The organism is Azonexus sp. MM2026_4 (assembly GCF_055901855.1).
In genome coordinates this window covers 2,945,274-2,957,194 of record NZ_CM148380.1, presented here as the reverse complement: position 1 = coordinate 2,957,194, position 11,921 = coordinate 2,945,274, and the positions used below count along the sequence as shown (strand labels likewise).

At 59.4% G+C, this 11,921-nt stretch carries 8 protein-coding genes; 6 read left to right on the top strand and 2 right to left on the bottom strand.

Annotated features, from left to right (window positions below):
• Positions 1-102: 102 nt before the first annotated feature.
• Positions 103-1,665, bottom strand: a complete 1,563-nt coding sequence (gapS1, locus tag AC0KWY_RS13955; RefSeq protein WP_474026104.1) for a GapS1 family protein — start codon at positions 1,663-1,665, stop codon at positions 103-105.
• 248 nt (positions 1,666-1,913) lie between these two features.
• On the opposite strand from gapS1, the gene AC0KWY_RS13950 reads away from it, so the two are divergent.
• The 6 genes from AC0KWY_RS13950 (at position 1,914) to AC0KWY_RS13925 (ending at position 9,076) form a co-directional block, all read left to right on the top strand.
• A complete protein-coding gene (locus AC0KWY_RS13950; protein WP_474026103.1) occupies positions 1,914-2,693 on the top strand; it encodes an RNA polymerase sigma factor in 780 nt (259 codons plus the stop codon).
• A gap of 47 nt (positions 2,694-2,740) precedes the next feature.
• Positions 2,741-3,256: a hypothetical protein gene (locus tag AC0KWY_RS13945; protein ID WP_474026102.1), complete on the top strand. Its 516-nt coding sequence runs from the start codon at positions 2,741-2,743 to the stop codon at positions 3,254-3,256.
• Between the two features lie 2 nt (positions 3,257-3,258).
• Positions 3,259-6,642 (top strand): UvrD-helicase domain-containing protein, encoded by a 3,384-nt coding sequence (locus AC0KWY_RS13940; RefSeq protein WP_474026101.1) that lies wholly within the window; start codon positions 3,259-3,261, stop codon positions 6,640-6,642.
• Positions 6,643-6,724: 82 nt separating this feature from the next.
• Complete coding sequence (locus tag AC0KWY_RS13935; protein WP_474026100.1) at positions 6,725-7,474, top strand: multiubiquitin domain-containing protein; 750 nt, start codon at positions 6,725-6,727, stop codon at positions 7,472-7,474.
• The gene (locus AC0KWY_RS13930) at positions 7,449-8,630 is read left to right on the top strand and encodes a ThiF family adenylyltransferase (protein WP_474026099.1); all 1,182 of its coding nucleotides are present in this window, start codon (positions 7,449-7,451) and stop codon (positions 8,628-8,630) included. The genes AC0KWY_RS13935 and AC0KWY_RS13930 overlap by 26 nt, the downstream gene beginning before the upstream one ends.
• Positions 8,630-9,076 carry a ubiquitination-like system serine protease family protein gene (locus AC0KWY_RS13925; RefSeq protein ID WP_474026098.1) on the top strand — a complete coding sequence of 149 codons (447 nt, stop codon included), beginning with the start codon at positions 8,630-8,632 and terminating at the stop codon, positions 9,074-9,076. The genes AC0KWY_RS13930 and AC0KWY_RS13925 overlap by 1 nt, the downstream gene beginning before the upstream one ends.
• Before the next feature lie 298 nt (positions 9,077-9,374).
• Here AC0KWY_RS13925 and gyrB read toward each other — a convergent pair whose 3' ends face one another.
• Entirely contained in the window at positions 9,375-11,861 is a 2,487-nt protein-coding gene (gene gyrB, locus AC0KWY_RS13920; protein ID WP_474026097.1) for a DNA topoisomerase (ATP-hydrolyzing) subunit B, read from the bottom strand.
• Positions 11,862-11,921: the final 60 nt, after the last annotated feature.

The window sequence follows — 11,921 nt, the reverse complement described above, 5'->3', positions numbered from 1 at the left end:
GGCAATGTGGAGGTAAGGGGTCAGTCATGAGTTGACTGCCGGTGAACCTACAAAGAAAGGGCTGGTCGATGCCAACTCTCCTGTCCAGATTGATGCGTGGCTTCAGGCCCTGTCGAAAGCTGCACTGAGCCGTGCTTGAGCGGCATCCTGAGCCTGCTGTATCAGCGGGGGAAGTCCGCATCTCTGAATGTACGGCCGCAAGAAGTCAGCAAAGAAGAATTTCGACGACTCGGGCCTACTGTTCATTGCTGCAGCGGACTTCACCACCTCGGACAAATTCACCAGTCCTTCTCTGAGGCAACACATCACTCGCTCATAGTCTTCGATGCTGATGATGAAAATGTTCCCGAGCGGCAACCGATGCTCAGCATCCGGATCGTTCTCCGGATAGGTGAATTTCCCCTTTGGGAATATTCTTTGCAGCTTGTCGCCGCTCCCAAGCAACAACTCCCTACTGGTCACTACGAGCAAGTAGTCCACGGGCTGGTTGAATCGCTGCCGCAACTCAGGGTTTTCACGGAGCTGCCGACTAACCTGCCACCCTTGACTAATTGCCTCCCGGACACGCTTTGTCTTCTGGAACACCTGGTGATCGTTATCCACGACCAATACATCGTCGCCAAAAAGAGACATCTTCGCTTCAAGCAGGATGTTGCAGCCCTCGCCTTCGAAGACCACCTCGACGGCCGACGAAGAAGCGCCCATCAGCTGCTTGTACTGTGACTCTGGCATGAGTGGCAAACCTGACTCGTGAGCTAGCTCGGTAACGTAGGCCTCGAACACCTTGCTGAAATTGGTCGAGTAATCACCTTCGAACTGCTCCGACAGTCGAAGGTGAACTGCCTCCTCGACCCCCCGCGCAAAAACAGTCCGGTGCCAGCAGAAATACCGCCCGTCTGGGCCTCGCAATAACGGGAATCGCTTAAGGTACGGGAACTCGTTGAGCTCATGCTTCCCACGAAGCCGCTGAGCTCTGTCTTGCTGAAGCTCCTTGCGCAGTGAAGCTAGGTCTCGCGCAAACAGCGCATAGAGTTGGTCCACCGCATCCCCGTACTGTGGCCTGCACGGAGCCAGCGGGTCCGCGGGCATCGGTGCCTTAGTGCTCAAAACCGTTGCGTAGAGCCCGAAGACCAAGTCCATGAAAATCTCTGGTTCCATCCCAATGGCCTCTCGAAACTGCTTTCGAGCCTTGCCTTCTGGGAGCCGGACGTACAGCGCTGGCCAACGCAAGAATGACCAAGAGAATTTCCGTTGGAACTCAATCTGCGGATGAAGCAGGGGGCGCAACATGAGAAATACGTTTTGCTCAGGACCACTTTTCTCTTCTTTGGCCGCGCTGTCCCAAAGCTGCTGGCACATGAGGTCCAGCTCGGAAGCTCGCATCGGCGTTGTACCTATCAAAGGCACTGCAGTATCCTGAAAGGCCCATTTGACGATAAGTAACTTCAACCACGGAAAAGCGCCAAGTTCCTCCTCAATGCAGGAATGCTTGATTGACATAGCCTGTAACACAACATTGGCAACTGCGACAGCGCTGTGCTTGCGTAGCCTATTGCGAATGGACTTGTAGGTTTCTTCGATACCTACCTTGGTCCTCAAGATGCTATCGGCCGACTGAAACGAGAGGGGAATTGGTGTTCGGAGGGAAAGGTCTTGTTCGCTCATGCCATTATTCTAGTGCTATGGGTGGAACAGCCTGAGCAAAAAAATCGACCAGTCGATCTGCACCGCCTTGTTTGCTACGCCGGCTTGGGGTCCGCGCTCCCTCTCAATGTGAAAATAGCGGTCTGACCAGCGTTATCGGACAGAACTTCAGTATCCGTCTGATGGTACGAATCCTCAAATTAAATACCTGCTGTTACACTTAAAGCTATAAAAGCAAGATCACCGGCGCATAAGACAGAGGAATATACGTGTCACGTTCCCTCCGCAAACGCAAGCTCGACGGTACGCCTTATTTGAGGCGAGACGTGGTCGAATCCGAGATTCAAGGTCTCGCTGACATCAGTGCATCAGAATTTGAACGCCGCGCAGGCCTGTGGTCGAGTAGCGAGCTTGGTTTTATTTCCCCCGAAGCACTACTGTACTTCGTTCGCAACGCGGCCCCAGACGCTTACCGAGAGAAGCTGACCGAGAAACTTCTTGGTCGCGTGGCCAGCCGAGTCCGGGCTATCACCAATTCGGGCGGCGATACCGTCTCTCTGACTGGGTTGAACATCCGAGAGGAAGTCGTTGACCACTTCGTCGACCTGCTGCTCAGCGACCGGAACGAGTATGACGAGCGCCTCGACTACTATGAGGTCAACTTCAACGCGGCCATCGCGGCAGATCGCCACGATGCGAACGTTCGCCACTGGAAGCTTGAGAATCGGAACGATGAGCTGGAGACCGAGGACGGCGAAATCACTGCCCAGGTGGAATCCGCCGTCGGCAGCTACGACCCGTTCGAGTCCGACGAATTTGACAAGAAAGATTACCGGCTCCTACTAGACGACGCGATTGACAGGCTGCCTGAACTTCAAAGGAGAATCGTCGTGATGTGGCGCCAAGGTATTCCCATCGAGTCCAATGACCCCTCGATCGAGTCCATCAGCAAAGTGCTGGGAAAGTCGGAAAAGACCATCCGCACGCATCGAGACAAGGCCTTTGCATCGCTGAAGCGATTCCTTGAGCGAAAGGGGATGGTGCGATGACTCAGCATTCTCAACTCTCGGCAGACGACGTTCTGAGAGCGTTTGCCATGGACTTCCAGCCAGGAACAGGTGTTCTGCAGCGATACCTCGCCGAGTACCCTGAGCATTCCGTGGCCCTGATAGACCTCTCCATGGAATTGACTCGGGAGTTTGATGACAACATTCCTCTTGGTGCCGCCGAGTTTGACCTCGTGGCCGCAGGTATGGCGCGCCTCCGGGAAAACGCTTCAACGCTGCAGTCTCTGGAAACTGCCCCAGCAAAGGTGTTCACCGAGGCCAGCAGTGCGCTGGCCTTGCCAATGCAAGTTGGCCTCGCGTTCCGAGAGCGCCGGATCGAGGTCGCAACCTTGCCCCATCGCATGGCCGCGAAGATGGCCGAGGCGCTGAAAACATCGACCGAGACGCTGCTCTCATATCTCGCGCTTCCTGCCGTAGCCCCGATGGCTCGCGCAAGGAAATCGGCTGTCAAGCCAGTAGCACCTGAGAAGGTGTCGTTCGAGCGAGTCTTGCAAGACGCTGGTGTTGACGAACAGAGCATTTCAAACCTACTCCGCGAGGAGTAGCCATGGACCCGATAGAGCTGGCTCGGCAGCACGCGCGGCGGCTGCACGATGAGGCCGTCCAGCGCGGGCGCAATCCATGGAGTCCATACGAGTTTGCTGTTGGCATAGCAAACGATCTCAGGATCACCGTCGAGACCTGTGCTCCCAATGCCGCACTTCTCGATGGCGGCCGAGCCTCCTTTGACCCGGACGTTCCGCTCATCATCCACGAAGCCAACGGTTCGCCGTTCGACCAGGCGTTTCTGGTGGCGCACGAAATCGGGCATGCTGAACTGGGCGATGGTGAGGAGGAGTCCGAGCAAGCGACAAACATCGACCCGGCCCGTACCTCGGAAGCAGCACCCGTCGGCATGGACCGCGTAGTGGACTACAGCAGGCGTCAGCGGAGAGAGGTCCAGATGGATCTCTTTGCGCGGGAGCTTCTCCTCCCACGACACGTCGCGGTAGACCTGCACGTGACCCAGGGCCAGACGTGCTCCGCCGTGGCTGCGCGCCTGGGCGCCCCGTTCGAGGTTATTGCCCAGCAGATGCTGGACGCCCTGCTGCTTCCCGCCTTTCCGGTAGCTGCAGCTACAGAGCTGATCGAAGTCCCGCTAAACCTAAAGCAGCAAACCGCCGCGGCCCACCGTGGCGCCGCATTTCTGCTCCAGGCCGGGCCGGGCACTGGCAAGACGCGTACGCTGGTGGCTCGCGTCGAGAGCTTACTTGACGATGGCGTTGACCCCAGGCGCATCCTCCTCCTTACTTTCTCAAACAAGGCTGCAGGCGAGATGGCCGAGCGGATCGCTCGGAGACGCCCGCAACAGGCGGCTGCGCTGTGCATCGGCACGTTCCACAGCTTTGGCTTAGACATCCTCAGACGGTTCAGCGAAAGGTGCGAATTGCCGACGGATCCTCGGCTGATGGACCGTACTGAGGCCGTTGAACTACTCGAAATCGAGTTCCCACGGCTCGGCCTGAAGCACTATCGAAACCTTTACGACCCATCGCAGACTGCTGCCGACATTTTGACCGCAGTCTCCCGAGCTAAGGACGAGGTCGTTGGTCCTCCGGCCTATCTCGCCCTGGCTCAGACGATGCGCGCGGCTGCGACCGACCCTGCAGCTATCGAAGCTGCTGAAAAGGCTGAAGAGCTCGCAGGGGTCTACGCGCGCTACGAGGAACTCAAAGCCGCCTCAGGGTGCGTCGACTTCGGCGACCTGGTCATGCGGCCGGTGCTCCTCCTCGAGGGCGATGAAGCGGTGAGGACCCAGCTCCAGAATGACTACGAGCACGTTCTAGTCGACGAGTATCAGGACGTGAACCGAAGCAGCGTCCGGCTCCTTGCCGCCCTCAAACCCACCGGAGAGAACCTGTGGGTGGTTGGAGACGCCAAGCAGTCCATCTATCGCTTCCGTGGCGCCTCGTCCTTCAACATGGCGCGTTTTGGCCGTGAGGACTTCCCTGGAGGGGTTCGAGACAATCTGGACATCAACTATCGCTCCACGTCAGAGATCGTCAGCGCCTTCTCCAACTTCGCGGCCGGCATGAGTGCCGCTGACGGGCCAACGTCCCTCGAGGCTGATCGGGGCTCCGGTGGCGCGCAGCCGGAGGTCATCACCGTTGCTGATGGTTCGCTCGTCACTTCGGCACTGGTCGACAGCATTGAGCAGTTCCGAGCAGCGGGCTTTCGGTATCGCGATCAGGCAGTTCTGTGCAGGGGCAACGATAGGCTGTCCGATACCGGGCAGGAGCTTGAGCGTGCCGGCGTGCCCGTCCTATTCTTGGGCAGTCTCTTCGAGCGCACCGAGATAAAGGATCTTGTCGCTGTCCTCTTGCTCCTTCTGGACAGGCGCGCCATGGGCCTGATTCGCACCGCCTGCTGGCCCGAATTCGCTATGGCGCTTGAGGACGCTGTACGCATATTTGAACGCCTTCGCGGCGCTGAAGTGCAGCCCGGTGCATGGCGGCAAGGAGCACCGGACATAACTCGAGCCGGGCAGGCCGCCCTGTCTGCCTTAAGTACCGCGCTCGATGGCTTCGACGCCACGGCTCAACCCTGGGCAGTGCTAGCAACCTTGCTGCTTGACCGAACGAGGCTGGCAGCGCACATCGCCTCGTCGTCTAGCGTTCCTGAACAGGCCCAAGGCATCGCCATCTGGCAGTTCATGAATTTCGTGCGGGTCCAGCCCAACGGGCGGGGTCTTCCGATCCAGCGGCTGGCCGACCGCGTGCGCAGGCTGCTGCGCCTCCGGGACGACAGGGATCTTAGGCAATTGCCAGCCGCAGCCCAAGGTATCGACGCTGTTCGCCTGATGACGATCCACGGCTCCAAAGGTTTGGAATTTCCGGTGGTCCACATAGTGGGCGTGAATCAGGACTCCATCCCTGGTGCTATCCGCCCCTCTAAATGTCCGCCACCGAATGGCATGGTCACGGGAGGGGCGGGCAGCCCGGAGGACATCGCGCGGGCCGCGCACAACGAGGAGCAGGAGTGCCTCTTCTACGTGGCGATGTCGCGGGCAAGGGACCGTCTGACGTTCTACGGCGCCACGACGAAGTCCAACGGCACCTCCAGGCCACTGTCGAAGTTCCTTGACCGCATCGGCGCCGCCAGCCAGCGATCGGTCACGCCATTGACCGTCCTGCCTCCAGCCTCAGACGCTGCACAAATACCCATGATCTTTTTGGGCGCGCCATGCTTCAGTTCCGAGGCGCTCGCGCTCTACGAGTCGTGCGGGCGGCGGTTCTTGTATACACATCTGCTGCAAGTCGGTGGGCGTCGACGCACGAGCGCCTTCATGCAGATGCACGAGGCGATCCGGGAGGTCTATCGAAAGGTAGTTGCCAACGGAGTTGCCTCGACTGATCAGTGTGATGCACTTCTTGCGGAGGCCTTCGTCACCCACGGGCTTCACGACCACGGATACGTCGAGGACTACCGTGCTATGGCCTCCACGATGCTGGGCTATTTCCTGGAATCGCGGGCTGGCGCCATGGTTGAAGTGCCCACCGCGCTACGCATCACCTTCGACGACCACGAAGTGGAGGTCAGGCCGGACGAAGTCTTGGTGCGTGATGGCATTCGAACGCTGCGCCGGGTCAAGACCGGGCACGCATCAAGCACAGAAGGTAAAGACGTCGGTACCGCAGCGTTCCTCTTAGCAGCTCGAGCAGCTTTTCCAGACGCGATCGTGGAACTGGTGCATTTGGCTGACGCCGAAGCTAAGCCCCTAGTTTTGTCGGCCAAGGAGTTGAGTAACCGTCAGGTCAAGCTGGGCAACATCCTACGTGACATTCGCGAGGGGAACTTCCGGGCCAAGGCGTCGGACGTGACGTGCCCCAACTGCCCAGCTTTCTTCGTATGTGGCGCCGTGCCTCCTGGCGCGCTTATAAAAAACTTCTGAAAAAATTTACCGGCATCGTTCGGTGGGTCCGATTAGACGGTTGTAGGCGAGAAAGCTTCGCCACAACAACCTTGAGGACCCTATGAAATATCCTGATATTGACGACGTTGGCGACGCGATCCGCGAGGGTCGCGCTTTGCGGGAGGCTGTCGCCTATCGTATCCGCTTCGGCCTGGATGGGCTGAATTTTCGCAACATTAATGTACCGGACCCAGTTCCCACCGGCAGGCAAATCCTGGCTAGTGCTGGTTTGGACCATCGCACTGACTACATCCTGTACGCCTACCTGGACACGGGCGACTTCGAGGACGTCCGCCTCGACGAGACCTTCGATCTGCGCGGGAAGGGCGCTGAACGCTTCATCGCGTTCAAGTCGGACCGCGACTTCAAGTTCTCGCTAAACGACCGCCAGCTGGCGTGGGGGCACGCCAACATGCTCGGCAGCGTTCTGTACGACCTCGCCGAGACATCCCCGGACGATTCCGTTTTCTTGGAGGTCCGCGGCGGTGAAGACCTACTCATCGAGCCGGACGATCGGATCAACCTCGACGCGCCGGGCATCGAGCGTTTCATCACTGCCCCCAAGCCGCAGACGGGTTACATCATCTTGGTCAACTCTGTCGAGGAGAGCGTTCCGGACAAGCACGTCACCTTCGAGCAGGTGGTCAAGTTGTCGCACCCGAACGCGCCGCCCGAGAGCAACGTGAAGTTCTCGATAACCTACCGCAATGCGGCATCGCTCCCTCACGCTGGCGAACTCGGCGAGGGCGGCTCTGTTGAAGTTAAAAAGAAAGGGACCATCTTCAATGTCACGCGCACTGTTCAGTCTTAATCCCGATCTGGCTCGGCTCCGCTCGGAGGGCTACTTCATCCGCATCAAGGGAAACTTCCTTGTGATGCTGGAAGTACCCTACGTGGACGCCCAGCGCCAGATCCGTTTTGGCACCCTGGTCTCTACTCTTGACCTTGCAGGTGACCGTACCCGCAAACCCGAAACGCATGTCATGAACTGGGATGGCGACTTCCCGTGCAATGCCGACGGAACGCCTTTGCAGGGCATCTCGCATGCCGCGCCGAACAAAGACCTCGGCTACGGGCTCACGGCGCGGTTCAGCTTCTCCAGCAAGCCGAGCGACCAGGGTTATGCGGACTACTACGCCAAGATGTTGACCTACGCGACCATCGTATCCGGGCCGGCCGCAGTGCTGCAGCCGGGCATCAGCCCGCGCGTATTCCGCGGCGGCGAGGAGGAAGATGAGGCCAGCGTGTTCAACTATCTCGACACTGCCTCCAGCCGCGTCGGGATTGGCGCGTTGGCCAGCAAGCTAGAAGAGGAGGTTGTAGCCATTATCGGCCTGGGTGGCACCGGCGGCTACATCCTCGACTTCGTCGCGAAGACACCCGTGAAGCGGATCCGCCTTTTCGACAGTGATGACTTCCTGTCGCACAACGCCTTCCGCGCGCCTGGGGCACCGTCACTGGAGGAGCTGCGGGATGCACCGAAGAAGGTGGACTATCTAAAAGGCATCTACAAGCGCATGCACCGTAACATCGAGGCGCATCCTGTGGAGATGAACGCGGATACGCTTGGCCTGCTGGACGGCATCACGTTTGCGTTCCTCAGCATGGATGCTGGCGAGAAGAAGCGTGCTGTCGTGGCCAAGCTCGAGGCGCTGGGCGTGCCGTTCATCGATGTCGGCATGGGCCTGGAACTCACTAACGGCAGCCTCGGCGGCATCTTGCGCGTGACAACCAGCACGCCCATGAAGCGCGAGCATGTACACCAAGGGCGCATCTCCTTCGCGGGCGGTGGCGGCCAGGACGTATATGCGTCCAATATTCAGGTGGCCGACCTGAATGCCTTAAACGCTTGCCTAGCGGTCGTGAAGTGGAAGAAATTGCGCGGGTTCTATCGAGACCTTGAGCAGGAGCACCACAGCACCTACACCACCGACGGCGGCATGCTGCTGAACGGAGACCAATTGTGATGCGGCACCACACCTTGGAGCACCGGTTTGTCCGGAACGTACCACGTGAGCTGGAACTAGGCGTTCTGTACATCTCGATGGAATACGCGACCGCGGTGCACTCGTGCTGCTGCGGTTGCGGGGAACGCGTGGTAACTCCTTTCACGCCGACGGACTGGCGGATAACGTTCGACGGCGAGTCCGTGACGCTCAATCCCTCGGTGGGCAATTGGAACCAAAATTGCCGCTCGCACTATGTGATCGAAAGAAATCGCGTCATCGAGTGTGGCCGGTGGTCTGATGCGCGCGTTGAGGCCGAAAGGCTCCGTGACAAGCGGGCGAAAGCCGCGTATTACGAACGTGAAACGGATTCTGCGCGACTTGACGCGCAGTCGATTGCCCCCGCCGTTGAAACGGAGAATACCATCGGCTTGTGGTCTCGCTTTTGGGCATGGTTTTCGAAGTAATCCAACCCTACCTTTACGACAGCCTAAAGACTTCTGTTGCTGCTCCAACGATAGCTGCTTCAGGCCACTGAGAGTGAGTTCGCCTGCGGCGAGCGGAAGGGTAGCATTTACTGTTAAGCGGTCGTTAACTTAAGGCAGCAATATCATCCGCAAAGGCCGAAAAACCGCCAGCTAACTCTGGCCCAAAAATCAAAGAGGCTACCCTATGCGAGTAGCCTCTTTGTTTGAACCATTCCCGCCAAATCTAGACTTTTGGGAAAAATCTAGACGATCATGGGATCCTACACGAATCGACGCTTTAGATGTCGATCCGCGCATTCAGCGCGTTGGTTTCGATGAAGGCCCTTCTCGGCTCAACCAGTTCACCCATCAACGTCGTGAAGATCTCGTCGGCGGCAATCGCGTCGTCGATCTGCACGCGCAGCAGGCGGCGGACCTTGGGGTCCATCGTGGTTTCCCAGAGCTGTTCGGGGTTCATTTCGCCGAGACCCTTGTAGCGCTGCTTGCTGATGCCGCGCTCGACTTCGTTGAACAGCCACTTCATCGCGTCGCCGAAGCTGGCAACCGGCTGCTTCTTCTCGCCGCGGGCGATGACGCCGCCGTTGCCGAAGAGGTCGGCGAGGGTTTCGGCGGTGCGCTTGAGCTGGATGAAGTCGCCGGAGAGCAGCAGATCTTCGTCGATCAGGCCGACCTTGAGGTTGCCGTGGTGCATGCGTTCGACGCGTAGCGTCCAGCGTTCCTGGATGTCGTCGAACTTGGGCACCAGACGGGTGCCGGCCGGGATGCGGGCGGCGATCAGCTCGGCGCTGGCGCGGGTTTTCTCCTCGCTGGAAAGATCGACCGCGAGGTTGTGGCGAACGATGACCTTGAGGACTTCCGGGTTGATCAGGTGCGACAGGCGCTCGATGATCGCTTCGGTGGCCAGCCAGGAACGGGCCAGGCCTTCGAGCGCCGGGCCGCTGACCGGGTTGCCGGTGGTCGGCATGAGTACCGCTTCGTCGAGCGCCATGTTGAGCAGGAACTGGTTGTATTCCAGATCGTCCTTGAGGTAGCGCTCGGTCTTGCCGTGCTTGACCTTGTACAGCGGCGGCTGGGCGATATAGACGTAGCCGCGCTCGATCAGTTCGGGCATCTGGCGGTAGAGCAGCGTCAGCAGCAGGGTGCGGATGTGGGCGCCGTTGACGTCGGCGTCGGTCATGATGATGATGCGGTGGTATCTGAGCTTGTCGACGTTGAAGTCGTCCTTGCCGATGCCGGTGCCGAGCGCGGTGATCAGGGTGACGATCTGCTCGGACGAGATCAGCTTGTCAAAACGCGCCTTCTCGACGTTGAGCACCTTGCCGCGCAGCGGCAGGATCGCCTGGAACTTGCGGTCGCGGCCCTGCTTGGCGGAGCCGCCGGCGGAATCGCCCTCGACGATGTAGATTTCGCAGAGCGCCGGGTCTTTTTCCTGGCAGTCGGCGAGCTTGCCGGGCAGGCCGACGCCGTCGAGGACGCCCTTGCGCCGCGTCATTTCGCGGGCCTTGCGGGCGGCTTCGCGGGCGCGCGAGGCTTCGACGATCTTGCCGCAGATCATCTTGGCATCAACCGGGCGCTCAAGCAGGAAATCGGCGAGTTTCTGGGCGACGACTTCCTCAACGGCGCCGCGGGCTTCGCTGGAAACCAGTTTCATCTTGGTCTGCGAGGCGAACTTGGGATCGGGCATCTTGACCGACAACACGCAGGCCAGGCCTTCACGCATGTCGTCACCGGCGATATCGACCTTGGCCTTCTTGGCGATCTCGTTTTCGTCGATGTACTTGTTGATGACGCGGGTCATCGCGGCGCGCAGGCCGGTCAGGTGGGTGCCGCCGTCCGATTGCGGAATGTTGTTGGTGAAGCAGAGCACCTGTTCCTGGTAGGAGTCGTTCCACTGCATGGCGACTTCGACGCCGATGGTGATGCCGGTGTCCGCCGCGCCCTGGCCGACCTTGGCATCGCCGGCCGAGTAGAAGATGTTCGGATGGAGGACCGATTTGCTGCGGTTGATGTATTCGACGAAGCTCTGCACGCCGCCGGCAAAGGCGAACAGCTCTTCCTTGCCGGAACGTTGGTCGACCAGCTTGATGCTGACGCCGTTGTTGAGGAAGGACAGTTCGCGCAGGCGCTTGGCGAGGATTTCGTAGTGGAATTCGATGTGGCCGAAGATTTCGTCATCGGCCAGGAAGTGCACTTCGGTACCGCGCTTTTCGGTGTCGCCAAGGACTTTCAGTGGCGAGACTTCGAAGCCGTCACGGGTTTCGAGACAGCGGTCAACCGGCACGCCACGGCAGAATTCCATGAAGTGCTTCTTGCCGTCGCGACGGATGGTGAGACGCAGGAACTTCGACAAGGCATTGACGCAGGAGACGCCAACGCCGTGCAGACCGCCGGAGACCTTGTAGGAATTCTGGTTGAACTTGCCGCCGGCGTGCAGTTCGGTCAGCGCGATTTCAGCGGCGGAACGCTTGGGTTCGTGCTTGTCGTCCATCTTGACGCCGGTCGGGATACCGCGGCCGTTATCGCTCACCGAGATTGAATTGTCGGTGTGGATGGTAACGACGATGTCGTCGCAATGCCCCGCCAGGGCTTCGTCGATCGAGTTGTCGACGACTTCGAAGACCAGGTGGTGCAGGCCAGTACCGTCGGAGGTATCGCCGATGTACATGCCGGGCCGCTTGCGCACGGCCTCCAGGCCTTCGAGGATCTGGATGCTGGCTTCGCCGTAGGCCGGTTGGCCGCCTTGCGGGACGTTTTCTTCACTCATTGTTCTGGGTTCCACATGAAACGATGCCGGCCCGCCGGATGGGCGGGCCGCTTGCTGCTG

Excerpts from the sequence above, each read along its gene's own strand:
- AC0KWY_RS13940 (WP_474026101.1), top strand. The coding sequence starts at position 3,259 with ATGGACCCGATAGAGCTGGCTCGGCAGCACGCGCGGCGGCTGCACGAT.
- AC0KWY_RS13925 (WP_474026098.1), top strand. The coding sequence starts at position 8,630 with ATGCGGCACCACACCTTGGAGCACCGGTTTGTCCGGAACGTACCACGT.
- AC0KWY_RS13935 (WP_474026100.1), top strand. The coding sequence starts at position 6,725 with ATGAAATATCCTGATATTGACGACGTTGGCGACGCGATCCGCGAGGGT.
- AC0KWY_RS13945 (WP_474026102.1), top strand. The coding sequence starts at position 2,741 with ATGGACTTCCAGCCAGGAACAGGTGTTCTGCAGCGATACCTCGCCGAG.
- gapS1 (WP_474026104.1), bottom strand. The coding sequence starts at position 1,665 with ATGAGCGAACAAGACCTTTCCCTCCGAACACCAATTCCCCTCTCGTTT.
- AC0KWY_RS13930 (WP_474026099.1), top strand. The coding sequence starts at position 7,449 with ATGTCACGCGCACTGTTCAGTCTTAATCCCGATCTGGCTCGGCTCCGC.
- gyrB (WP_474026097.1), bottom strand. The coding sequence starts at position 11,861 with ATGAGTGAAGAAAACGTCCCGCAAGGCGGCCAACCGGCCTACGGCGAA.